This is a genomic window from Pseudomonas sp. EA_65y_Pfl2_P74, from assembly GCF_963970575.1.
GTDB lineage: Bacteria > Pseudomonadota > Gammaproteobacteria > Pseudomonadales > Pseudomonadaceae > Aquipseudomonas > Aquipseudomonas baetica_A.
Window position 1 is genome coordinate 57602 of record NZ_CAXAOQ010000022.1, and the last position, 24612, is coordinate 82213.

Annotated in this window: 22 protein-coding genes and 1 pseudogene; 15 read left to right on the forward strand and 8 right to left on the reverse strand. The window is 60.6% G+C overall.

The annotated features are described in order from the left end of the window. Positions 1 to 6 precede the first annotated feature (6 nt). The 12 genes from tssB to AACY18_RS18360 all read left to right on the forward strand — a co-directional run bounded on the left by tssB (position 7) and on the right by AACY18_RS18360 (position 14346). Positions 7 to 549 carry a type VI secretion system contractile sheath small subunit gene (gene tssB / locus AACY18_RS18305; RefSeq protein WP_339465613.1) on the forward strand — a complete coding sequence of 181 codons (543 nt, stop codon included), beginning with the start codon at positions 7 to 9 and terminating at the stop codon, positions 547 to 549. 30 nt (positions 550 to 579) lie between these two features. Continuing rightward, positions 580 to 2061 (forward strand): type VI secretion system contractile sheath large subunit, encoded by a 1482-nt coding sequence (gene tssC / locus AACY18_RS18310; protein WP_339432712.1) that lies wholly within the window; start codon positions 580 to 582, stop codon positions 2059 to 2061. A gap of 73 nt (positions 2062 to 2134) precedes the next feature. Next, entirely contained in the window at positions 2135 to 2632 is a 498-nt protein-coding gene (locus tag AACY18_RS18315; protein ID WP_221732671.1) for an Hcp family type VI secretion system effector, read from the forward strand. Between the two features lie 15 nt (positions 2633 to 2647). Beyond that, a complete protein-coding gene (tssE, locus tag AACY18_RS18320; protein ID WP_339465614.1) occupies positions 2648 to 3091 on the forward strand; it encodes a type VI secretion system baseplate subunit TssE in 444 nt (147 codons plus the stop codon). Next, positions 3075 to 4868 carry a type VI secretion system baseplate subunit TssF gene (gene tssF / locus AACY18_RS18325; RefSeq protein ID WP_339465617.1) on the forward strand — a complete coding sequence of 598 codons (1794 nt, stop codon included), beginning with the start codon at positions 3075 to 3077 and terminating at the stop codon, positions 4866 to 4868. The genes tssE and tssF overlap by 17 nt, the downstream gene beginning before the upstream one ends. Next, positions 4832 to 5857: a type VI secretion system baseplate subunit TssG gene (tssG, locus tag AACY18_RS18330; protein WP_339432715.1), complete on the forward strand. Its 1026-nt coding sequence runs from the start codon at positions 4832 to 4834 to the stop codon at positions 5855 to 5857. The genes tssF and tssG overlap by 37 nt, the downstream gene beginning before the upstream one ends. 1 nt (position 5858) lies before the next feature. Continuing rightward, a complete protein-coding gene (gene tssH, locus AACY18_RS18335) occupies positions 5859 to 8402 on the forward strand; it encodes a type VI secretion system ATPase TssH (RefSeq protein ID WP_339432716.1) in 2544 nt (847 codons plus the stop codon). Positions 8403 to 8480: 78 nt separating this feature from the next. After that, a complete protein-coding gene (locus tag AACY18_RS18340) occupies positions 8481 to 9977 on the forward strand; it encodes a hypothetical protein (protein ID WP_339465619.1) in 1497 nt (498 codons plus the stop codon). 107 nt (positions 9978 to 10084) lie between these two features. Next, entirely contained in the window at positions 10085 to 11032 is a 948-nt protein-coding gene (locus tag AACY18_RS18345; protein ID WP_339465621.1) for a hypothetical protein, read from the forward strand. 49 nt (positions 11033 to 11081) lie between these two features. Then, positions 11082 to 11750, forward strand: coding sequence for an endonuclease/exonuclease/phosphatase family protein (locus AACY18_RS18350; RefSeq protein ID WP_339465622.1), 669 nt, complete (start codon positions 11082 to 11084; stop codon positions 11748 to 11750). Positions 11751 to 11781: 31 nt separating this feature from the next. After that, on the forward strand, positions 11782 to 13791 hold the full coding sequence (gene tssI, locus AACY18_RS18355) for a type VI secretion system Vgr family protein (protein WP_339465623.1): 2010 nt from the start codon (positions 11782 to 11784) through the stop codon (positions 13789 to 13791). Between the two features lie 12 nt (positions 13792 to 13803). After that, a complete protein-coding gene (locus tag AACY18_RS18360) occupies positions 13804 to 14346 on the forward strand; it encodes a toxin-antitoxin system YwqK family antitoxin (protein ID WP_339432720.1) in 543 nt (180 codons plus the stop codon). 115 nt (positions 14347 to 14461) lie between these two features. Here AACY18_RS18360 and AACY18_RS18365 read toward each other — a convergent pair whose 3' ends face one another. Then, positions 14462 to 14857: a DUF4280 domain-containing protein gene (locus AACY18_RS18365; protein ID WP_221732681.1), complete on the reverse strand. Its 396-nt coding sequence runs from the start codon at positions 14855 to 14857 to the stop codon at positions 14462 to 14464. A 190-nt stretch (positions 14858 to 15047) separates the two neighbouring features. Here AACY18_RS18365 and AACY18_RS18370 point away from each other — a divergent pair, with 190 nt between their 5' ends. Next, complete coding sequence (locus AACY18_RS18370) at positions 15048 to 16115, forward strand: phosphotransferase family protein (protein WP_339432721.1); 1068 nt, start codon at positions 15048 to 15050, stop codon at positions 16113 to 16115. 22 nt (positions 16116 to 16137) lie between these two features. Next, a complete protein-coding gene (locus AACY18_RS18375; protein ID WP_221732683.1) occupies positions 16138 to 16905 on the forward strand; it encodes an SDR family oxidoreductase in 768 nt (255 codons plus the stop codon). A 169-nt stretch (positions 16906 to 17074) separates the two neighbouring features. On the opposite strand, the gene AACY18_RS18380 is transcribed toward AACY18_RS18375, so the two are convergent. The 4 genes and pseudogenes from AACY18_RS18380 to AACY18_RS18395 form a co-directional block, all read right to left on the reverse strand. Beyond that, the gene (locus AACY18_RS18380; RefSeq protein ID WP_339432722.1) at positions 17075 to 17296 is read right to left on the reverse strand and encodes a hypothetical protein; all 222 of its coding nucleotides are present in this window, start codon (positions 17294 to 17296) and stop codon (positions 17075 to 17077) included. 324 nt (positions 17297 to 17620) lie between these two features. Beyond that, the gene (locus AACY18_RS18385) at positions 17621 to 17878 is read right to left on the reverse strand and encodes a DUF1652 domain-containing protein (protein WP_339432723.1); all 258 of its coding nucleotides are present in this window, start codon (positions 17876 to 17878) and stop codon (positions 17621 to 17623) included. 138 nt (positions 17879 to 18016) lie between these two features. Further along, positions 18017 to 19513, reverse strand: coding sequence for a helix-turn-helix transcriptional regulator (locus AACY18_RS18390; protein ID WP_339465626.1), 1497 nt, complete (start codon positions 19511 to 19513; stop codon positions 18017 to 18019). 258 nt (positions 19514 to 19771) lie between these two features. After that, positions 19772 to 19930: pseudogene (locus tag AACY18_RS18395) on the reverse strand (LysR family transcriptional regulator); the annotation flags it as partial. On the opposite strand from AACY18_RS18395, the gene AACY18_RS18400 reads away from it, so the two are divergent. Next, complete coding sequence (locus AACY18_RS18400) at positions 19886 to 20125, forward strand: hypothetical protein (protein ID WP_339432752.1); 240 nt, start codon at positions 19886 to 19888, stop codon at positions 20123 to 20125. The pseudogene AACY18_RS18395 and the gene AACY18_RS18400 overlap by 45 nt on opposite strands. A gap of 93 nt (positions 20126 to 20218) precedes the next feature. Here the strand turns inward: AACY18_RS18400 and AACY18_RS18405 are convergent, their stop codons facing one another. From AACY18_RS18405 to AACY18_RS18415, 3 genes are all read right to left on the reverse strand, one after another. After that, positions 20219 to 21502: an NAD(P)/FAD-dependent oxidoreductase gene (locus tag AACY18_RS18405; RefSeq protein WP_339432725.1), complete on the reverse strand. Its 1284-nt coding sequence runs from the start codon at positions 21500 to 21502 to the stop codon at positions 20219 to 20221. A gap of 49 nt (positions 21503 to 21551) precedes the next feature. Continuing rightward, the gene (locus AACY18_RS18410; protein WP_339432726.1) at positions 21552 to 23042 is read right to left on the reverse strand and encodes an aldehyde dehydrogenase; all 1491 of its coding nucleotides are present in this window, start codon (positions 23040 to 23042) and stop codon (positions 21552 to 21554) included. A gap of 189 nt (positions 23043 to 23231) precedes the next feature. Continuing rightward, on the reverse strand, positions 23232 to 24608 hold the full coding sequence (locus tag AACY18_RS18415; protein WP_339432727.1) for a glutamine synthetase family protein: 1377 nt from the start codon (positions 24606 to 24608) through the stop codon (positions 23232 to 23234). Between the last annotated feature and the right edge of the window lie 4 nt (positions 24609 to 24612).

The window sequence follows — 24612 nt, forward strand, 5'->3', positions numbered from 1 at the left end:
GCCGACATGGCAGAAAGTACTCAGCACAAGCTCGACCGGGTGCGCCCGCCCCGAGTGCAAATCACTTACGACGTCGAAATCGGCAACGCCATCGAGAAAAAGGAATTGCCATTGGTGGTCGGCATCCTCGCCGACCTCTCGGGCAAACCCCTTGAACCATTGGCGAAACTGACCGATCGGCGTTTTACCGAAATCGACCGCGACAACTTCAACGAAGTACTCGCCTCGATCGCCCCGCGCGCCACGTTGCAGGTCAACAACACCCTCAGCGGCGACGACAGCAAGCTGAACATCGAACTCAATTTCAAACACATCGACGACTTCGACCCGGTCAAGGTAGTGGAGCAAGTCACGCCGCTGCGTCGCCTGTTCGAGGCCCGCCAACGTCTGCGTGACCTGTTGACCAAACTCGACGGCAACGATGACCTGGACAAACTGTTGCGCGACGTCATCGCCAACACCGAAGGCTTGCAGGAAATCAAATCGGCCCGCCCAGACACCGCTACCCCGGCAGCTGATGCCGAGGCGCCGGCCGAACCGCAAGCCTGATCGTCCACTTAACCGAGGGGAGAATTCGCCATGCCCGCCGCCGCCAAGAACCAAGCCAGCGACAGTACGACCGAGACACTTTCCCTGCTCGACCAGATCATTCTCGATGGCCGTATGGCCCACGATGACAGTCAGCAGGATTACGCCCGCGACATGCTCGCGGAATTCGCCACCCAGGTGCTCGACGAAGGCATGGCCATCGACAAGGACACCGTGGCGATGATCAACGACCGCATCAGCCAGATCGACGAGTTGATCAGCGCCCAGCTCAACGAGGTGCTGCACCATCCCGACCTGCAAAAACTCGAAGCCTCGTGGCGTGGCCTGCACATGCTGGTGCAGAACACCGAAACCAGCACCCGGCTGAAACTGCGCCTGCTCAACGTGACCCAGAAAGAGCTGCAGAACGACCTGGAAAAAGCCGTCGAGTTCGATCAGAGCGCCCTGTTCAAGAAGATCTACGAAGAGGAATACGGCACCTTCGGTGGCCATCCCTTCAGCCTGCTGGTGGGTGACTACACCTTTGGCCGTCACCCGCAGGACATCGGCCTGCTGGAAAAACTGTCGAACGTCGCCGCTGCGGCGCACGCGCCATTCATTGCCGCCGCCAGCCCGCGACTGTTCGACATGAACAGCTTCACCGAACTGGCGGTGCCGCGTGATCTGTCGAAAGTGTTCGAGAGCCAGGAGCTGATCAAGTGGCGCTCGTTCCGTGAGAGCGAAGATTCGCGCTACGTCTCGCTGGTGCTGCCGCACTTCCTCCTGCGCCTGCCTTACGGCCCGGACACCTCGCCCGTGGAAGGCATCAACTACGTCGAGGACGTCAACGGCACCGACCACAGCAAATACCTGTGGGGCAATGCCGCATGGGCGTTGTCGCAACGCATCACCGAAGCGTTTGCCAAGTACGGCTGGTGCGCGGCGATTCGTGGCGCTGAGGGTGGCGGCGCAGTAGAAGGCTTGCCGGCGCACACGTTCCGCACCAGTTCGGGCGATCTGTCGCTCAAATGCCCGACCGAAGTGGCGATCACCGACCGCCGTGAAAAAGAGCTCAACGACCTCGGTTTCATTGCCCTGTGCCACAAGAAAAACAGCGACGTCGCCGTGTTCTTCGGCGGCCAGACCACCAACAAATCCAAGCTCTACAACACCAACGAGGCCAATGCCAACGCGCGCATCTCGGCGATGTTGCCGTACGTGCTCGCGGCCTCGCGTTTCGCCCATTACCTGAAGGTGATCATGCGCGACAAGGTCGGCAGTTTCATGACCCGCGACAACGTGCAGACCTACCTCAACAACTGGATCGCCGACTACGTGCTGATCAACGACAACGCGCCGCAGGAAATCAAGGCGCAGTACCCGTTGCGCGAAGCGCGAGTGGACGTCACCGAAGTCGCCGGCAAACCGGGCGCCTATCGGGCCACGGTGTTTCTGCGGCCGCACTTTCAACTCGAAGAGCTGACCGCCTCGATCCGCCTGGTCGCCACCCTGCCGCCACCGGTAGCTGCCTGACCTGCAGCCCCCGCCGCCCGTGCGGCGGGGGCTGTCCTTTATCTAGCGCGACACCTTTCAGGAGTTTCAAGCGATGGATGCAATCATTCTCGACCTCGGCGGCGACATCAAAGGCGACAGCCTGCTCGAGGGTTACGCGGACAAGATCGAAGTCATGTCCTACAGCCACAACGTCGCGATGCAAGTCACCAATGACGTCAGCAACTCGGAGCGCACTTCCGGTAAACCTCACGTCGGCGAGTTCACCGTGACCAAATTCGTCGACACCTCGACGCCTTCCCTCAACGAATACTGCTGTGCCGGCAAGCCGATTCCAGAAGCCAAGATCACCATCGGCCGCAACGCCGCCGAAGGCAGCGGGCAACTCTTGCCGTTCATCATCTACACCCTGACCAACGTGGTGCTGTCGAACGTCAGCGTCAGCGGCGGTACCGGAGGCAAACCGGTGGAAACCGTTTCCCTGAACTTCACCAAGATCAAATGGGAACTCACCGCGCAGAAGGACGACGGCACCAAGGAAGGCACCGCCGCGTCGACGTGGGACATGGCCGCCAACAAGCTCGTCAGCTAACCCGGCGCCCCGGCCATGGCAGGCACCGGCATGCTTCCCCCGCTGTTCGAACGCCTCGCATCCAGCGAGGCTGAGGGCGCGCGGAAATTTGATCGCCAGGATTTGCTCGACTCGGTGCACGCCGAGCTCGGGCGCCTGTTCAACACCCGCCGTGGCCCGCGCACACTGACCACACCGCCGAGCGTGATCGACTACGGCATCGCTGACTGGAGCGCTCTGCAACAGCAGCGCAGCGACGACCGACGTCGACTGGCGCGAGACATTCGCGAAGCCATCACACATTTTGAACCGCGCCTGCGTCTGGGCGAGGTTCAGGTCAATCCGTTGCCCGAACACCCTCAGCAAATGAGCATTCGCCTGCTCGGCGAGTTGCGCAGCGGCCACCAGCACTGGCCGGTGGCGTTTGTCATCGAGCCTGGCGGCCAAGGGCTGGAGGTGCGCCATGAGCGACTCGATTGACCCGCAACTGCTCGACTACTATCAACGCGAACTGACCTGGCTCAGGCATGCCGGCAGCCAGTTTGCCGAGCGCTATCCGAAAGTCGCACGGCGCCTGGAACTGTCCCCCGGCGAATGCCCGGACCCGCATGTCGAGCGTTTACTGGAAGGTTTTGCGCTGCTGGCGGCACGTCTGCAACGACGACTGGACGATGACTACGCCGAGTTCAGCGACGCGCTGCTCGAACAACTTTACCCGTTGGCCATGCGCCCGTTGCCGTCCTGCGCCATCGTGCAATTTGAACCGGACCCGAGCAAAGGCAACCTCGACGAAGGCTATCCCCTGCCCCGCGACACGCCGCTGTTCGTCACCACCAGCAAAGGTGAAAGCATCCACTTTCGCACCAGTGCCGCAGTGCGTTTGTGGCCGGTTGAAGTCACAGAGGCCTTGTTGCTTGGCAGCGATGAAGCCCAGGCGCTTACGGGTGTGGCACAGTCTCGCTCAGCATTGCGCCTGAGTCTGCGCTGCCTGGGTGACAGCCAATGGGCGCAACTGGGCATTGAGCAGTTGCGTATTCATCTGGCGGCTTCGCCGGTGATCAACGCCGGTTTATATGACTTGCTCGGCGCCCATGCCGTGCAGGTGCTGGCAGGGTCGCCGGGCAGCGTTCCGGTGACCGTTAAAGGCTTGCCGAAGATCGTCGGTTTCAGCGACGACGAAGTGCTGCTGCCCGACGAAGACGGCGTGCATCCGGGCATGCGTCTGCTGGCCGAGTACTTTGCCTTCCCGGACAAATTCCACTTCTTCGATCTGCCACTCAGTGGCGTTTCCAGCGACAGTCAGACGCTCTTCCTGTACATCGTTTTCGACCGTGCACCCACCAGCCGTCTGCATTTGCAGGCCAGCGACATCGCCCTCGGTTGCGCCCCCGCCATCAACCTGTTCCCGCGCACCTCCGAGCCGCTGCGCCCCGATGGCACCCGCAGCGAATACCGTTTGATCGCCGACAGCCACCGCGAGAACAGCGTCGAGATCCACAGCATTCGCGGCATGCGTGCCAGCTCCAGTGCCGGCGTGCAGCGCCTGCCGGCGTATTACGGCAGTCAGCACAGCGGCGGTGATCAACAGCGTTACTGGCATGCCCGGCGAGTCAGCGGCATGACCCCGAACCGGCTCGGCAGTGACCTGCTGGTGAGCGTGGTCGACACCCGCTTCGAGCCGCAAACGGATCTGCCCGACTACAGCCTCACCGCCGAACTGCTCTGCACCAATCGTCATTTGGCTCAGAGCCTGGCCGCCGGCACACCGCTGGGCTTCGAACGCCCCGGCCCGGTCGCGTGGGCACGCCTGCGCAATCCGCCAAGCCCGCAGAGCATGCCGCGACTGGACGGTGATTCGCGCTGGCGGCTGGTGTCGCAACTGACCCTCAATCACTTGTCGCTGGTCGAAGGCCCGCAGGCACTCGACGCATTGAAAGAGATTCTGCATCTGCACAACCTGCGTGACGAAGCCAGCGCTTTGCGCCAGATCGAAGGGTTGTTGAGCCTGAGTTGCGAGCGAGTGATCGGCCATGTCGGCGTCGATGCCTGGCGCGGTTGGCGCAACGGTCTGGAGGTGCAACTGCAGCTTGATCCACAGCATTTCGTCGGTAGCAGCGCAGTGCTGTTTTCGGCAGTGCTCGCGCAGTTTTTCTCGGTGTACGCCACGGCCAATCGCTTTGTGCGCACGGTGTTGATGCAAGCCGACAAGGAGGTCAAGGCATGGCAACCCCAAGCCGGCATGCCCCTATCGCTCTGACCCTGAGCCAACGACTGCGCCGCGATCCCCAAGCGTTCGAGTGGTTGCAGGCGCTGCTCTTGCTGGAGCGCGAACAACCACAGGCCGAAACCCTCGGCAGCGGCACTTCGCCCCAAGCGGAGGCCTTGAAACTGCGAGGGCCGTTGACGCCGTTGTTTCCCACCAGCCAGATCGAAAATCTGTGCGAAGAGCCCGGCGCACCGCTGACCCTCGACACGCCGATCTTCGGCCTCGGCGGCCCCGACGGCCCGCTGCCCTACGCCTATCAGGAATGGCTGCAACAACGCGCCCGGGCCAAGGATCATGCGCCCGCCGAATTCCTCGATCTGTTTCAGCATCGCCTGCTCAGCCTGCTGTACAAGGTGATGCGCAAACACCGGATCGCGCTTGGCTTTGTCACGCCAGGGGCTTCGCCGGTACAGGCGCAACTGCGCGCACTGACGGGGTTGCTGCCCAAATCCTTGCAGGAGCGCCAAGCGGTTCCGGACTGTGCGGTGTTGGCCTGTACGGCGTTGTTTGCCGATGGCCGCCGCTCGCTGGCCGGATTCGCCGCCATTGTCCGTGAGCAGTTTGAAGTGCCGGTCGAACTGAACGCTTATGAGGGTGCCTGGCGCGAGATTCCGCCCGCCAGCCGCAGCGTGATCAAACCCGGTGGACGCAATCTGCAACTGGGGCGCACGGCCGTGGCCGGTACTCGGGTTTGGGATGAACACGCCGGCATTCGCCTGACGCTGGGGCCGTTGCTGTCGGCGCAAGCCGGACGTTTCCTGCCGGACGGTGAGGCGCACCCGGCGCTGGCGAGCCTCGCCGCGTTGTACTTCGGGCCAGATCTGGATGTCACGCTGGTATTGCTGGTGCGCGGTGCCGGGCCGATGAAACTGGGGCGTCAGGCCCCGGCGTTGTTGAGCTGGAACGGTGGTTTGCAACGTCAGGCCAGCCTTGCAGTGCAACGCATCGAAACCCGCCTGCGTCAGCTGGAGATCACCTGAAATGGAACTGGCCAGCCTGATCGGACGCCTCAACCCGGACAACCGCCGCGCCCTCGAACGCGCCGCGCAACGGTGCCTGCAACGCGGGCATCACTTTGTCGAGATTGAGCATTTGCTGCTGGAATTGCTGGATATCGAGGGCGGCGACTTTGCCTTTCTGCTGCCGCGCTTCGGTCTGGAGCGTGATGCGCTGAGCGCTGAAATCAACAAGGCGCTGGAACTGTTCAAGGCTGGCAGCACGCGCACGCCAGCGCTGTCGTCACACACCCTGGGCTTGCTCGAAGATGCGGTGGTGCAGGCCAGTGTGTTGGGACTCGACAGCATTCGTTCGGGGCTGCTGCTATTGGCGTTGATTGACCGCGACGAGCGCCGCAGCCTGCTGCTCAACAGTGCCTCATCGTTACTGCGCATTCCCAAAGAAGCGCTGCGGGCGAACTTGCTGGAGTGGACCGAAAACTCCCGTGAGCATGTCGGCCCGCGTTCCGCGGCTTCCTCTGGACATCCTGCGCCACGACAGGATTCGGTGCTGGATCAATACACCCAGGACCTGACCGCCGACGCCCATGCCGGACGCATCGACCCGATCGTGGGCCGCGATGGTGAGATTCGCCAATGCATCGACATCCTTCTGCGGCGCCGGCAGAACAACCCGATTCTGGTCGGCGCACCGGGCGTGGGCAAAACCGCCGTGGTCGAAGGCCTGGCCCTGCGCATCGCCGCCGGCGACGTGCCGCCCTCGTTGCAGGAAGTCAGTTTGCGCGTGCTTGATCTCGGTCTGTTGCAGGCCGGCGCCGGGGTCAAGGGCGAATTCGAACAACGGCTCAAAGGCGTGATTGACGCGGTACGCAGCGCCGACAAACCGATCATTGTGTTCATCGACGAAGCCCACACCCTGATCGGCGCCGGCGGTGCCGAGGGCGGCAGTGATGCGGCCAACCTGCTCAAACCGGCATTGGCCCGAGGCGAATTACGCACCCTCGCCGCGACGACGTGGATGGAGTACAAAAAATATTTCGAGAAAGACCCGGCCCTCGCCCGCCGCTTTCAGTTGGTTCAAGTAGAGGAACCGGACGAAATCACCGCCGTGGAAATGCTCCGTGGTGTCGCCGCCAAACTCGAACAGCACCACGGCGTGCAGGTGCTCGATGCGGCGATCCACGAAGCGGTGAAACTGTCGCACCGCTACATCTCCGGCCGTCAGTTGCCGGACAAAGCCATCAGCGTCCTCGACACTGCCTGCGCGCGCGTCGCCCTCGGCCAGCACGACGTGCCGCCGCCGCTGGAAAGCCTGCGCCACCGGCAAAACAGCCTCAAGGATGAAGTCGAACGCTTGCGCCGCGAACAGGCCACGGGGCTGGATCACCGTGAGCGCATTACCCTGCTGGAAAGCGAATCTGGCGGCAACGTTCAAGCCATCCGCGAACTGGAAACCCGTTGGGGTGAAGAGCGTGTAGCCGTGCGCGAGTTGCTCGACACTCGTCGTGAGTTGCTCGACTTGAGCGAGCGCGCCGACAGCGACAAACCCGACGAAGCGACTGACAGCCGCATCGATCATCTGGCCGCTGAACTGCTGCGTCTGGAAGCCGGACTCGATGCGATCCGCCAGGACGATCCACTGGTGCCCGAGCAGGTCGATACCAAAACCGTCGCCGCCGTGATCGCCGGATGGACCGGCATTCCTGTCGGCAAAATGCTCGCCGACGAAGCCCATGCCGTGCGCACACTCGGCACCCGCATGGGCCAACGCGTCATGGGCCAAAGCACCGCGCTCAACACTATCGCCCAACGCTTGCAGGCCTATCGCGCCGGCCTCACCGACCCGCAAAAACCGGTCGGGGTGTTCCTGCTGGTCGGCCCTACCGGCGTCGGCAAAACCGAAACCGCTTACGCGCTGGCCGATGCGTTGTACGGCGGCGAACGCAACCTGATCAGCATCAACCTCTCCGAGTACCAGGAAGCCCACACCGTCAGCCAACTCAAAGGCGCGCCGCCCGGTTATGTCGGTTATGGCAGCGGTGGTGTATTGACGGAAGCGGTGCGGCGCAAGCCGTATTCCGTGGTGTTGCTCGATGAGATCGAGAAGGCCCATCCCGATGTGCTGGAGGCGTTCTACAACGTTTTCGACAAAGGCTTGATGGAGGACGGCACCGGATTGGTGGTGGACTTCAAAAATACCGTGATGCTCGCCACCAGCAATGTCGGTGCCGAGTTACTGCTCGACACACCCGTGGCGCAACTCGGTTCTGACGCCTTCAACGAAGCCCTGCATAAAGTCCTCCTGCAAGCCTTCCGTCCGGCATTTCTGGCGCGCATGACCGTGGTTGCGTATCGACCGCTGGATGAGGCGACGCTGGAAGGGATTGTGCTGGCGAAACTTGAGAAGTTGCGTGGCCGCTACAAGGCAGCGACCGGCAAACAATTCGAGTTTGATGCGGGAATTGTCAAAGCCGTGCTCGCCAAGTGCAGTGCGGCGGGTGCGCGGGATGTCGAGAATGTGTTGATGACGCAAGTGACGGGGAAGTTGGCGGAGTGGGTGCTGGAGTAATCCCCATCGCCCTTCGCCGATGTACGAAAAACCGTGATGAAAGGAAGGTACTCTTCCAAAACTGACAAGGATAATGTCATGAAAAAAAGCCTGAAATTACCGATGAGTCTGCTGGGAGCCTGTGTCGCAATACCGTTGTCCGCACCAGCGGACACCCAACATCTGGAAAACGAGTTGGTGGGCAAGGTGTCCTTCCTGACCTCTACGGTCGAAAAACTCAATGGCGCGAACTTGCAGATTGACCCCTTTCTGACCTCGCCCATTTCCCCGCCGCCGAACTACAAGGGGCCGCTGTTCACACTCAGCCATGATTATCCGACCCAATTACCGACCGGCACTTCTTTCCCTTGGAGCAAGACCACCGGCAACGGCAAGATCACCCAGGCCAACGCCGGTGCCTACGTTCAGGCGCTGAAAGATTACGTCTCCCCGGACATGCGCAAGATCGTCTACGACTACGCCAACTGGAACTACAAGGACAGCGGCTGGTACGACTCGATCTGGCTGGGTATCGAACGCGAACCCATTCGTGGTGTGTATGTCGGGTCAGGGTTTCCCGCCGGCACACTGACGGATCAGACCCTGCCCGTGACCACTTATGTGCTGACACTGTACGACGCCCGTGCGGCGAAAACCCTCGGCGACATCTGGGGCAAAACCCCTGAACGCGCAATGAATCCGGTTCTGGAAACGAGCACCACGCAGTTTGCCGAAGGCAGCGTCATCATCAAATTTGCCATGGTCAGTGCCTGTGGCAGCGATTGGGCCCCCATGGAAGGCGCCGCCCAATGGGAAATCTACGCACCGGTGAACACCAGCAATGGCAGCGCGCTGAATAAAACACAATGCGTCGGCAAAGACTTCAAGGGCACCACCACTCAACCGGCGATGACCAAGGTGTCGTTGATGCAGTTCGACATCATCGTCAAGGACAGTGTCGCCTCACCGCAAACCGGATGGGTGTTTTCGACCCTGGTCTACGACAAGAACGCGCCGGGCAAAGACGCCTGGGACAAGATGATTCCGCTGGGCGCCACCTGGGGCGGCAACCCGGACGTCATCAACACGGCGCCAACGGCGCTGACGCCGCCCGTCACGGTCAATCCGAAGCTCAGCGAAAACTGGATCAATCCCCAGTCGCCGGCTTATTCGGTCTCAACGCTGGGATGGGACGGCCGATTGTCAGGCCCGAACGACGGTGCCGTCGTGACGCCAGCCTGGACCGGCTCGCACTATTACCCGGCCGGTCTGGCCAGTGCCGGATGCCTGGGATGCCACAGCAGCGCCCAATATCCGATGACCTCGTTCTTGCTGCCCACCTCCAGCCAGCCACCACAAACCATCGATCCGCCACTTTCGGGCAGTGACCCTGACGCGGCACTGGTCATGGCCGAACCCGGATCGAAACTCTGGATGAGCTGGTTCCAGAGCCGCGACGGCAAGACCCCGATGGGGCCGGACACCTCAGCAGGTGCAAAACCGGTGGCGCTGGATTACGACATGGTCACTGCGTTCAAGGCGATTCCGATGTGGCAGCAGGCCAAGGCCGCTGAGGCCAAAAATGCCGGGAAGTGACTGAATAAAAGGGGACGTATCCACGGGGACGGATGGGTGTTGGCCGTTTGCCAGACAAATAAATCCGTCCCCTTTTTAAGAGATAGGCTTTCAAGGGAGTGCGTGACGTGGCCGAGTATGTATTCACCGTGAAGCTGCCAGCCGCTCGCAGTGGCGGAACACCCGATTGCGATAAATGGACCTTCCACCACGTGCTGCCGTGGAAATATTTTTATTGCCTTGGCAGCCTGCTCGGGTATTACCAGACGGCGGTGATCCTTAACTACAGCCAGTTGACCGATGGTCCCCCCGCTGTAGCCAACCGCACGACACTCAATACCAAGTTCCAGGACATCGTCCAGTGCAATAACGAGATCACCTTGGTGAAAAGCCTGCTGGGTATGGTTGAGGCACAGAGGTTGCTCAATGGTCTCGCGCGGACATCCAACGGGGTGGCCGATCGACTGGCCACGGAAACCGCTTCCGCCAATATTTCCAAGTTGTTCGTCGAATGCACCAGCCCGGTGTTCGGCGGTTTTCCAGGCATGGAGGGCAAGCAGCGCAACGACGATCCTGAATCGACCATGGAAAAAAACCGACCTTTCAATGGCGATGCCACATGGTGGGCGGCGCTCCAGGCCATCGGGGCAAAACTCGAACTGTCCAGTTACTGGGCACCTAACGAGCGAAATGGCTGTAAGGACATCAAGAGCGCCGGTTACGGCGACAAGGTGAAGTTCAAACTCACTGACGCGCATTTCAACGATGAAATCTTCGCCCACCTCAGAACACTGGTCACCCCCGGGTTCAACACCACAGTGCTGCCGTTCGATGCCAAATCCTGGCTCAGTCACTACAACGGCTCGACATGGTCGTTCAACATCACCGACAACCAGTTTCAGGTTCCCGAATATGGAGCCGATCTCTCGGGCCTGCGCTTCTCGGTGTCTACGATCAACAGCCATGCCGGGCGGAAAAAACATGTGGCGTTCACCCGTTGCCCCACCATCAACAACGAAATGAACCAGCTGCGGCCTACCAAGGAGACATTGAAAACGTTGAACAACCACGCCTAAAAAAAATCAGCCGGATGACAAACGCTTTGCAGCAAAGAAGGTCCTAGTCATGAGAATCGGAAGCTTCAATGTCGAAAAAAACGGCAAGTCCTCAACGTTGGACAAACAGACTCAGGTCGACGTTTTTGTCTACAACTGTTGCTCAAGCAATTGGTGGAACGCCGACATTGTTTTCCTGTGCGAAATACATTCGGCGCAAATCGACAATTACCGACAGAACCTTGCGGCCATATACCCCTCCTACAACGTTTACTCTTTCACGGGAGGCTATTCCAACGGCTATATCGTCATGGTCAAAGGCTTTGAAGAACTGCGTGTAATCAGCCAAGGCAGCCTGTTTGCCCTCAACAGGGATCTGATCGCCGTGGAAGTGCATGGTGTCGGGGGCTATACCGGTTACGTGTTCCTGGCGCACTTCAAATCCGGACAAAGCGAGGTGACCAAGAGCCAGCTCAAGTCCTGCACCGCTCTGGGCGGTAAGTGGGTGGCGACGGGGGACCTGAACCTGGACTACAAGAACGTTGGCAAACTCGACAGCGCCGGACTTGCCTATGAATGTTGGGGAGGCCTGCAAACACAGAATAAGGGCGGAATTCTCGATTGGGTGCTGGCGTCGGCGGATGTCACTGTTACGCCTGTTGACCTCACCGGGCTGGCGCAAGTATTCGATATGTCTGGCCCCGACCACCGACCTATTCTGTTTGACGTCACCGGTTGAGTTCACCCTGCACTGTCAAAGAGGATCGTCGATGCCCCGCTCCACCGACAGCAACACCAGCCTTTCGCTCACTGCCACGTCGCTGTCGGCGCTTTACCCTGAGGCGTTGTCCGGTGACGAAGGCCTTAACCTGCTCGGCTCACAAATCCTCAACGGCCTCAACGACGGCACCGCCCTCACCCTGATCAGCGCCGTCGCCACCCACGTCACCACCACCCTGCACAACGACGAACAACTGCGTCCGTTCGATGCGCTGGTCGCTGAAATCCGCCAGCTCCCCGCTGACGCCACCGCCGAGCGCTATCAGCTTGTACTCAGGCCATGGCTCTGGTGGCTGACCCTGGCCAGCAACAACCGCGTGTTCCAGAACCTCGCCACCTCGGACATCGTCACGACGATTTTCAACGCCCACGGTTTCAGCGATTTCAAACTGTCGCTGACCGGCAGCTACACCCCGCGCGAATACTGCGTGCAATACGGAGAAACCGATTTCGCCTTCGTCTCGCGGCTGCTGGAAGAAGAAGGCATTTTCTGGTTCTTCACCCACGACGACGGCAAGCACACGCTCGTACTGGGCGACAGCAACGACGCTTTCGTGCAGATCCCTAATGGGCCGAAGGTCAGCTATCTGGGGCAAGGACTGGGTCAGCGCGAGCTGCACGGGATTCGCGCAGGCCAGGTGTGTTTGCAAGCGGTGGCCGGGGTGTACAAGGCGACGGATTACGAGTTCACAACGCCCGCCACTTCACTGTACGGCCAGGCCGAAGCGGTCGCCGGGCCGCGTGCGATCTACGAACATCCGGGCGGCTACAACGCCAAGGCGCGCGGCGATGCGTTGACCAAGCAACGCGTCGACGGTTTGCGCAGTGAAGAGAAACGCTTTGTCGGCGAGAGCGACTGTCGCTGGCTGATCCCGGGGCACTGGTTCACCCTCGACGGGCACGACGATGCGAGCCTGAACATCGACTGGGTGGTGACGCGGGTCACCCATGACGTCAGCCATGAAAGCTATCGCAACCGTTTCGAAGCGATCCCCAAAGCCACGCCGTTTCGCCCGCAACGGGTCACACCAAAACCGCGCATGCACCCGCAAACTGCAATTGTGGTGGGCAAGTCCGGCGAAGAAATCTGGACTGACGAATACGGCCGGATCAAGTTGCAGTTCCCCTGGGATCGCGATGGCAAAAACGATGAAACCAGCTCCTGCTGGGTGCGCGTGGTGTTGCCGTGGAGCGGCAAAGGCTTTGGCATGCAGTTCATCCCGCGCATCGGTCAGGAAGTCATCGTGACCTTTATCGACGGCGATCCGGATCGGCCGCTGGTGACCGGGTGCGTCTACAACGGCGACAACGCCCTGCCCTACGCCTTGCCGGCCAATCAGACGCAATCGGGGATCAAGACCCAATCGTCAAAGGGTGGCGGCGGTTTCAACGAACTGCGCTTCGAGGACAAGAAAGACGCCGAAGAGGTGTTTTTGCAGGCGCAGAAAGATCTGAAGATCAACGTGCTCAACGACACCACGGCCACCGTCGGCCACGACGAAACCCTCACCGTACAGAACGCCCGCACCCGCACGGTCAAGGACGGCGACGAGACCGTGACCCTGGAAAAAGGCAAACGCAGTGTGACGATCCAGACCGGCAGCGACACGCTCGATGTCAAGGACAGTCGCACGGTAAAAGTCGGCGCTGACCAAGATCACAGCACGGGCGGTAATTACACCGACAAAGTCACGGGCGATTACAGCCTGACCGTGGACGGCAACCTGACGATCAAAGTCAGCGGCACCCTGACCCTGCAAAGTGGCGGCAGCTTCACCATCAAGAGCGGCGCCGATCTGGCGACCTCGGCCAGCACCTCGATCACCCACAAGGCCGGCACTGCCTTGACCAATCAGGCCGGTACATCGCTGGACAACAAGGCCGGAACCACCCTGACCAACGACGCTGGCATCAGCCTGACCAACAAGGGCGCGGCCTCGCAGACCGTGGACGGCGGCGGCATGCTGACCATCAAGGGCGGGCTGGTGCAGGTCAACTGACAGGGAGCAACCATGGCGATCACACCGCTGGACTTGCAGCAGAATGACAAGCAGCTCAAGGGACGTTTGCAGGACGGCCAGCTCGATGGCCCGTTGCAAATCAAGGACGACGGGCGCAAACAAGCCGATCTGAACTACAGCCAGGGCGAGTTGCAGGGTACGTCGCTGCTCTATCACCCCAATGGCAAGGTCTCGGCGCAGATGCCGTTTGTACACGACAAGCTGCAAGGGGTTGCCAGTTTTTACGCGCCGGAGGGCTTTTTACAACGCAAGGCAACGTATCGGCGCGGGTTGTTGCATGGGGAAGCGCTCAATTACTTTCCTGACGGCCAGGTGGCGGAGGCTGAGTTTTATCGCGATGGCGTGCGTGAGGGGCGCTATCAGCGCTTTCATCCCAATGGCAAACCGGCGGTGCAAGCGCGTTATGTGAATGGGCAGTTGATGGAGCCTGAACAGGGGTTTGCCGAGGATGGACGGCCGTTGGGCGCGGATGGCAAGCCGATTTCGCGGGTGCGCTGGTGGTATCAACGCTGGATGGATCCGCAGCAGGCCTGACGTTTCAGGGTGTATTGACTGGCCCTTTCGCGAGCAAGCCCGCTTACCCATTGGAATGCGATCAAATGTGGGAGCGGGCTTGCGCGCGAAGAGGCCGGCACATCCAACGCAACAATCAGGGAATCAGCATCTGCATCTGCCCCGGCATGACGATCTTGATCACCCCCGCCCAAGTGCACATCAACGTACTGTTGGCATCGATCGCTGGCATCCCGCCGAGCAGCAAGGTCGGCGCGCCGCCGGGAATCCATGGCGACGCGGTTGCCGGAATGCACGGCATCGGTGTCAGCACGCCCAGCGCAGCAGCGGTGGCGGCCGCCACCGTCGGATTGGCCATGCTCATGCACACCCCGAACGGCAGGATGTTGACCAGCGGAATGTAATCCATGATGTTCGCCGCCGGCATCCCGCCGGTCAGCGTGCGATTGACCGGCAACACGTTGAGCGCCGACGGTGCGGCGCCGAAGCTGCATTGCAAAGTGGCAGTGGCACAGACTTGTGGACAGCCCATTTCCCGACTCCTTGTTGGACACGGCATACCCGCTAAACCTTAGTCTGCTGCGGCCCGCCCTGCACATTCCCAAAGGTGATTGTCCGGCAACACGCTAACCTATAAGACCGACCCGCGCTTGTGACCGACCGAGCGCCCCATTAGATTAGCCAATGATGTCTGGCCTCCAAAATAAGCAGAAGGGATAAGCATGGCGCTTACTGACCAGTCCACCCGTATCCGCTCTGGCGAAGAACTCGATGCCAGCCTGATCGATCCATACCTCAAGGCACACATTCCGGGCCTGCGCGGCTTGCCTGCGATCAGCCAGTTTCCCGGCGGCGCGTCAAACCTGACTTACCTGCTCGAATACCCCGAGCAGGAGTTCGTGTTGCGCCGGCCGCCGTTCGGTCACAAGGCCAAATCCGCCCACGACATGGGCCGCGAATTCCGCATCCTCAATCAATTGCGCGACGGTTTTCCGTATTGCCCGAAAGCCTACGTGCACTGCACCGACGAATCGGTGATCGGCGCCGAGTTCTATGTGATGGAACGGGTCAACGGGATCATCCTGCGCTCGGAACTGCCGCCGGAGCTGGGTCTGGATTCAGCGAAAACCGAGGCGCTGTGCAAGAGTTTCATCGACCGTTTCGTCGAACTGCACCGCGTCGATTACAAGGCCTGTGGTCTCGGTGATCTGGGTAAACCTGAAGGTTACGTTGCCCGCCAGATCAAAGGCTGGAGCGAGCGCTACGAAAAAGCCCTGACCCCGGACGCACCGCACTGGGAAGCGGTCAAAGCCTGGCTCAACGACAAGATGCCGGCCGACCACCCGACGTCGAGCATCGTCCACAACGACTACCGCTTCGACAACGTGATCCTCGACCCGAACAACCCGATGCAGATCATCGGCGTGCTCGACTGGGAACTGACCACCCTCGGCGATCCGCTGATGGACCTGGGCAACACCCTCGCCTACTGGATCGAGGCGGGCGACCCGGCGCCGGTGCAACTGATGCGCCGCCAGCCGAGCCACGCCCCGGGCATGCTGACCCGCCGCGAGTTCGTCGATTACTACGCCGAGCGCTCGGGCATCCAGATCGACAATTTCGACTTCTACTACACCTACGGCCTGTTCCGTCTGGCCGGGATCGTGCAGCAGATCTACTACCGCTTCTACCATGGCCAGACCCAGGACAAACGCTTCGCGCAGTTCATTCACATGAACAAACTGCTGGAGCAGATGAGCTTGCAGGTCATTTCGAAATCGAGCCTCTGACGGCCCACACCCAGGAACCCTTATGTCCAAGACTCAGTTGTTCGACCTCGACGGCAAGATCGCTTTCGTCTCCGGCGCCAGCCGTGGCATCGGTGAAGCCATCGCCAAACTGCTCGCCCAACAAGGCGCCCACGTCATCGTTTCCAGTCGCAAACTCGACGGCTGCCAGCACGTCGCCGACGCCATCATCGCTGACGGCGGCAAAGCCACCGCGGTGGCCTGCCACATCGGTGAAATGGAACAGATCAGCCAAGTGTTCGCCGGGATCAAGGAACAGTTCGGCCGCCTGGATATTCTGGTGAACAATGCCGCCACCAACCCGCAGTTCTGCAACGTGCTGGACACCGATCTGGGCGCGTTCCAGAAGACCGTCGACGTGAACATCCGTGGCTACTTTTTCATGTCCGTGGAAGCGGGCAAGCTGATGCGCGAAAACGGTGGTGGCAGCATCATCAACGTCGCCTCGATCAACGGCATCTCGCCGGGGATCTTTCAGGGCATCTACTCGGTGACCAAAGCGGCGGTGATCAACATGACCAAGGTCTTCGCCAAGGAATGCGCGCAATTCGGCATCCGCTGCAACGCCCTGCTGCCGGGCCTTACCGACACCAAGTTCGCCTCGGCGCTGGTGAAGAACGACGCGATTCTGAAACAGGCACTGACGCAGATCCCGCTCAAGCGTGTGGCCGATCCGAGTGAAATGGCCGGTGCGGTGCTGTACCTGGCCAGTGATGCGTCGAGCTACACCACAGGCGTCTCACTGAACGTGGACGGCGGGTTCCTGTCCTGATCCTGGCGGTCAATCAATAACCCTGTGGAGGTGAGCGTGCTCGCGTCCACAGGGCATGTGTACCAGGCCAAGACCCTTGGCACTTGCCAACCGAAACTCAACACCGTCCCGCCCACCTCGCCAGCCTCCAGCACAATCAGCTCAGACCGAGACTATTGCCCTGCGCACGCTATTGGGTGATGCAACGGGTAGTGGTGATGTGACGAGTCACTTGCCCGTCGGCATACACATCGCCGGCTACCTCGGTATTCTCGAGGACCTGGCAGGTGCGTTCCGGCGGCGCAGGTGGCATTACCGGTGGCGGTGGCGGCGCACTGGCACAACCGGCCAACAGCGCCACAGAAAAAACCAACGACAACGGCGAACACACGCGTTTCCCAAGATTGTTCATAGGACGACCCGCGAAAAGAGAGACAAACTCCCGCGACCAAACCGACCACGGAAGACCTGACCACTCATTCTTTATAGCCGAGCCCCTCGCAAGCGCCAGTAAAACGGTCAGATCAGGGAAGACTGGCTGTCGATTTTGCGTTGTGCTCCCGGCGCAGGTTGCCTGCACAAGCCGCTGGCCAGTCTGGCCGCTTTCGCGAGCAAGCCCATTCCCACAGGGATCGCGGGCATCCGACAGAAATGGGTCGGCGACCACGGCTGCTATTGGTGCGCCCCGAAACGAAGGAACTCAGAGCCCCAGCAAGCAACCTGCCCACACCATAATCTACGCCAGATCAGGATCCCGCGAAGTCCCCAAAGAGTTGCTCTGCAACTCATACCGCAATTCATCAATCAACACATCGACAGACCCGGACGTGCGCAAAGCATCGAGTTTCAAACCACCGATCACCAAATCCACCTGCCCGGAAACCGGGTCAAACAGCTTCACCGTCAGCGAATGATCACCATCCACCGAACACTCACAAGCCAGCGGCGAAAAACTGTGCTCAAGCCGCGCGCGCAACTGCGCAAGATTCATCATTGGAGCTATTCCTTGAACTGTCTCACTGGGACACGATCCCAAGCCAAAAAAAGGCTCGTATCGCACCCCGCCAGACTAAGAACAGCCTCCTCACAGCAACACACGAATTTGCACCTGTCGCACTAGTGCATTTGCACCCTATCGCTGGCCTTTGCTGCGCCAATCGCCCGAAAACAAGCCACGCTCGCGCGCCCAGACAATTGCTTCACTGCGGCTGTGCACATCCAGTTTGGAATACACCGTCGCCACATGATTACGCACCGTGTTCGGTGCCAGTTTCAGCCGCGCCGCGATCTCCTTGTCCGCCAGCCCCTCGCAGATCAACCCCAGCACATCGCGCTCACGAGCGGTCAGCTCGGTGAACGACACACTCGGCAATTGCGGCGAGTTGACCTTCTTCACATTGGCCAGTTTTTCGATCAGCGTGCGACTGAACCACGAAGCGTCCTTCATCACCTCTTCAATCGCCGCCACCAGTTCAAGCTCGGTACGCTTGCGCTCGGAGATGTCCATCAGCACCAGCAGGTAGCACGGTATGCCCTGAATATTGACCGTGTCGGCGGACAGCGTGCATTCAAGCAAATCTGCATCCTGCTTGCGCACGCTTACGTCGACCCGATCAACCCGGCCGTTTTTCTCCAGTGCCACCAGCAACCGTTCGCGCTCTTCGGCGTCGTTGATAACGTTCAGTTGCGTCACGGTTTTGCCCACGACGTCTTCGCCGGCATAGGCCAGGGTATCGAGGAACGCTTGATTGACGTCGATGACCCGTTGCTCGTCGGCGCTGCAGATCAGAATCGGCACCGGGGTCAGGCGAAAAGCCTTGGCAAACCGCTCTTCACTCTGGCGCAGCGCCACTTCAGCCTGGCGCCGCGACTCCATGTCGACAAAGGAAAACAACATGCACGGCTCGTCATTAAGCACCAGCGGTTGTCCGGCAACGATCACTTGCTTGGTGGTGCCATCGGGCAATCGCAGTTCAGCCTGCATCTGCGGAATAGTCGCCACATCGCGCAGGCGCTGGATGGCCAGGTCTTTATCATCGGCCTGCTCAAGGATGTCGATTTCATAGGCCGAGGTGCCAATCACTTGGTCGCGGGTGTAGCCAGTCATCTCCAGGAACCCCGGATTGACCTTGATATACCGCAAATCGCTGAGACGGCAGATCACCGCCGGTGCCGGATTGGCATTGAAGGTCTTTTCGAAGCGCTGCTCAGCATTGGCCCAATCAGTAACGTCACTCATGATCAGCACCAGCGACTCGGGCTGGCCATCACGGTCGGTCAGCACCATGCTGCGCACGCTGTGAACCCAGATGCGCTCGGGGTCATCCACAGCGAACACCTCGATCAACACGTCGCTGAAGGCTTCGCAACGCGCGGCACGGCTAATGGGATAGTGCTCGGGCGGCACCGGGTGATTGTTGCGATAACGCAGGCTGAAGCGCTTGGCGTACTCATCGGCGTTCGTGCCCAGCTCGCCGATCCGGTTGACGCCGTGCATGGCCAACGCCGCTTCATTAGCCCAGAGAATGCTCTGATCAAGCTCAAGCAGAATCACCCCGTCGGACAACCCGGCGATGATCTGTTGCAACTGACGACGATTGGTTTCGCGGGTCAGGACTTCCTGGCTCATTGGATCTCCACAAGTGATACGACCATGTGAAGATTACGACCGCAGCGGCGCGTGATCGTGCGAAGCACCTGCAAGGGTCCGTCATAAGACTTGATGCTGATTTATCCGGCCTCCTCGCGGGCTGGCCCGCTCTCACAGGGATCAGTGTTCCACCCACTCACGCAACGTATCGAGAAACAGCTTGAGCATCGGCGAAGCATCGTCCGCCCGATAGGTGGCGTACAGCGGCACTTCCGGCAGCGGTGGCGTCAGCGCCTTGAACACCAACCCCGCCGCTGTCAGCTCGACGCGGTGATGACTGCGTTCGAACAGCGGCGTGCCGAGTTCTTCTTCCAGCAGGCGAATCTGCTGGCTCAGAGGCGGCTGACAGATATGCAACCGCTCAGCGGCACGACCGAAATGCAGTTCATCGGCCAGCCGCTGTTCGTGCGTGAAGGTGGCGGCAGCAACCTGACGGATGCCGGGCAGTTGTTTGCCAGTGTGTTGTCGGACGGTCTGGCGCAGATTGCGGCGCATTACAACCTCTATGCGGTGTGGCCGCATGGGCAGGCTGAACGGGTGGCGCCAGTGGTTGAAGTGATCAAGCAGTTGGCCTTGCACACCCCGTCATGACGCTATCGCTGGCAGATCAGCTTCCACAGTTTGAGCGCTGGACTCAGGAAAAAAACCGGCGGGAGTCTTGGGGGCCGCCGCCGGGGAGGTAACCTAAATGCCGAAGCGGTCGCGTAGCGAGTAGTAGACGGCACCGAGGGCGGTCAATGGGGCGGAGAAGGTACGGCCGCCGAGCATGGGCATGTGTGGCAGGGAGGCGAAGGCGTTGAAGCGTTCGGCGTCGCCGCGGATCATCTCCGAGATCAGTTTGCCGGCCAGGTGCGAGCAGGTGACGCCGTGGCCGCTGTAGCCTTGCATGTAGTAGGCGTTTTTCTCGATGCGGCCGAATTGCGGCATGCGTGACATGGTCAGCAAGAAGTTGCCGGTCCAGCGGTAGTCGATTTTCACATCCTTGAGTTGTGGGAAGGTCTTGAGGATCTTCGGGCGGATCAGTTGTTCGATGTCGTCCGGTTCCCGCGCGCCGTAAACCACGCCGCCGCCGTACAGCAGACGGTTATCGGCCGTCAGACGGTAGTAATCGAGCAGATAGTTGCAGTCTTCGACGCAGTAGTTGTTGGTGATCAGGCTGCGCGCCTGCTTCTCGGTCAACGGTTCGGTGACGACGATTTGCGAACCGCACGGCATGCTTTTCGCGGTGACGCGGTTGTCGAGGCCTTGCGGCAGGTAGGCGTTGCCGGCGATCAACAGGTACTTGGCGCGTACCAGGCCTTTGGCGGTGCGCACGACGTTGGGCTCGCCGTAGGTGATCTCCACGGCGGCCGATTGCTCGTAGATCTTGCCGCCCAGGCGCGTGATTGCAGCGGCCTCACCGAGGGCCAGGTTCAGCGGGTGAACATGGCCGCCCTGCATGTCCAGCAGACCACCGACGTAGGCGTCGGAGCCGACTTCGCGACGAATGTCCGCCGCGTCGAGCATCTTCAGATTGCGATTGCCGTAGCGTTCCCAGTTGCGCTTCTGCTCGGCCAAACCGTTGAGCTGCTTCTTGTTCATCGCCGCGAAAATGCCGCCCGGGCGGTAGTCGCACTGGATGTCGTAGTCCTTGATGCGCGAACGGATGATGTCGGCGCCTTCGAAGATCATGCTGCCGAGGATTTCTGCGGTCTTGTCGCCGTAGCGCTCTTCGATCACGTCGACGTCGCGGCTGTAGGAATTGACCAGTTGACCGCCATTGCGGCCGCTGGCGCCGTAGCCGACTTTCGCCGCTTCCAGCACCGTCACTTTATAGCCGGCTTCGGTCAGGAACAGCGCCGAGGACAAACCGGTGTAACCGGCGCCGATGATGCAGACGTCGCAGTCCACCGCTTCTTCCAGCATCGGGAAGTCGATGACTTCGTTACGGGTGGCGGCGTAGTAGCTGTTTACGTGTTGTTGTTTCATACGTTTCTCCGATGGCCGCAGAACACCTGCGACCGTCGCTGTAAAAGAATTAGAGCTTGATCCAGGTCGCTTTCAGCTCGGTGTACTTGTCGAACGCATGCAGCGACTTGTCGCGACCGTTGCCCGACTGTTTAAAGCCACCGAACGGCGCGGTCATGTCGCCGCCGTCGTACTGGTTGACCCACACACTGCCGGCGCGCAGGCCGCGAGCGAAGGTGTGCGCCTTGCTCAGGTTGCTGGTCCAGACCCCGGCGGCGAGGCCGAAGATACTGTCGTTGGCGATGTGCAGTGCTTCTTCCACAGTGTCGAAGGTGATCAGCGACAGCACCGGGCCAAAAATCTCTTCCTGGGCGATGGTCATGGCGTTGGTTACGCCGTCGAAAAGCGCCGGTTGCACGTAGAGGCCACCGGTTTCTTCGAGGGTGCGTTGGCCGCCAGCGATCAGTTCGGCGCCCTGCTCGCGACCGATGCTGATGTAGCGCAGCACGTTGTCGAGTTGACGCTGATCAACCACGGCGCCGACGGTGGTGGCCGGGTCGAGGGAGTGACCGGGTTTCCACGCTTGCAGCGCTTCCACCAGCAGGGGGATGAATTGCTCGCGGATCGAACGCTCGACCAGCAGACGCGAACCGGCGGTGCACACTTCGCCCTGGTTGAAGGCGATGGCGCCGGCGGCGGCCTGGGCTGCTGCGCGCAAGTCCGGGGCGTCAGCAAACACCACGTTCGGGCTCTTGCCCCCGGCCTCGAGCCAAACGCGTTTCATGTTGCTTTGGCCGGCATAAATCATCAGTTGCTTGGCAATCGCCGTGGAGCCAGTAAAGGCCAGCACGTCGACGTCCATGTGCAACGCCAGCGCTTTGCCGACGGTGTGACCAAAGCCCGGCAGGACGTTGAACACGCCTTTTGGAATGCCGGCATCCAGCGCCAGTTGCGCGATGCGGATGGCGGTCAGTGGCGACTTTTCCGAAGGCTTGAGAATGAACGAATTACCGGCGGCCAGTGCTGGAGCGAACTTCCAGCTGGCCATGATCAGCGGGAAGTTCCAAGGCACGATGGCGGCAACCACGCCCGAAGGTTCGCGGGTCACCAGACCGAGTTGGTCGTGCGGCGTGGCGGCGACTTCGTCGTAGATTTTGTCGATGGCTTCGGCGCTCCAGCGGATCGCGTTGGCGGTCGCCGGGATGTCGATGCTCATGGAGTCGCTGATCGGTTTGCCCATGTCCAGGGTTTCAAGCAGCGCCAGTTCTTCCTGGTGTTGCAGGATCAGATCGGCGAAGCGGATCAGGATGCGCTTGCGCTCGGCCGGGGCTTTTTTCGCCCACACGCCGGATTCGAAAGACTGGCGAGCGACTTCAACAGCGAGGTTGGCGTCGGCTTCGTCGGTACTGGCCACGCAGGCGAGGAAACGGCCGTCGACGGGGCTCAGGCATTCAAAGGTGTCGCCGCTGATCGCCGGGCGGTATTCGCCGTTGATGAACGCGCGGGATTCGAGGGTCAGGGACTGGAAGCGTTGTTCCCAGTCGTTGCGGGTTGTAGTCATTGTTGTGGCTCGACAAGGGGGGATTGGGGTGATGGCAGGCGATCGCCCACTCATCAAAACCTGGTAACCGTATCCCCTGTGGGAGCGGGCTTGCTCGCGAAAGCACCATGCCAGACAAAATGATTTTGAATGACACACCGCATTCGCGAGCAATCCAGCTCCCACATTGGGTCGGTGTTGGTCTGCAAATCAGACCGTATGCAGGTACCAGTTGTACTCAAGGTCAGAGATCGAGTTTTCGAATTCGGCCAGCTCGCTTTCCTTGCACGCGACGAACACGTCGATGTACAGCGGGTCGATGTAGCGGGCCATGACTTCGCTGTCGTCCAGCTCGCGCAGTGCGTCGCGCAGGTTGTTCGGCAGGCTCTGCTCGTTCTGCTCGTAGCTGTTGCCTTCCACCGGCGCACCCGGTTCGATCTGGTTGGTCAGGCCGTGGTGGATACCGGCCAGCACCGACGCCATCAGCAGGTACGGGTTGGCGTCGGCACCGGCCACGCGGTGTTCGATGCGCACGGCGTCGGCCGAACCGGTCGGCACACGGACCGCCACGGTGCGGTTGTCGATGCCCCAGCTCGGCGAGTTCGGCACGTAGAACTGTGCGCCGAAGCGGCGGTACGAGTTGACGTTCGGGCAGAGGAACGCCATTTGCGCAGGCAGGGTCTCCAGCACACCGCCGATTGCGTGTCGCAGCGCGGCGTTCTGCTCGGGATCCTCGCTGGCGAAAATGTTGTTGCCTTCTTTGTCCAGAATCGAAATGTGTACGTGCAGACCGTTGCCCGCCTGGCCCGGATACGGCTTGGCCATGAAGGTGGTGTCCATCTCGTGGTCGTAGGCGATGTTTTTCACCAGACGCTTGAGCAGGACGGCGTAGTCGCACGCCTTGATCGGGTCGCAAACGTGATGCAGGTTGACTTCGAACTGCGCCGGGGCGCTCTCCTTGACGATGGCGTCAGCGGGGATGCCCTGCTCTTTCGCGCCTTCGAGGATGTCTTGCAGGCAGTCGACGTACTCGTCGAGGTCGTCGATCAGGTAGACCTGAGTCGACACCGGACGCTTGCCGGACACCGGCGAACGTGGCGACTGCGGACGGCCGTTCACGTTGTCCTGGTCGATCAGATAGAACTCCAGTTCGAACGCCGCGCAAAGGGTCAGGCCCATTTCATCGAACTTGCGCACCACGTTGGCCAACACTTCACGCGGGTCAGCGAAAAACGGCTGGCCTTCGATCTCGTGCATGGTCATCAACAATTGTGCGGTGGGGCGCTTCTGCCACGGCTCGATGCTCAGGGTGCCAGGGATCGGGTAGCAGATGCGGTCAGCGTCGCCGATGTCCAGCCCCAGGCCAGTGCTTTCGACCGTGGAGCCATTGATGTCGAGGGCGAAAAGCGAGGCCGGCAGGTTGATGCCTTTCTCGTAAACCTTATGAAGACTGGTGCGTTCGATGCGCTTGCCGCGCACCACACCGTTCATATCCGCAATCAGAAGGTCGACGTACAAAACCTCAGGATGTTTCTTAAGGAATGCGTTTGCTTCGTTGAGTTGAACGGCACGCAGAGGGACCGACATGATG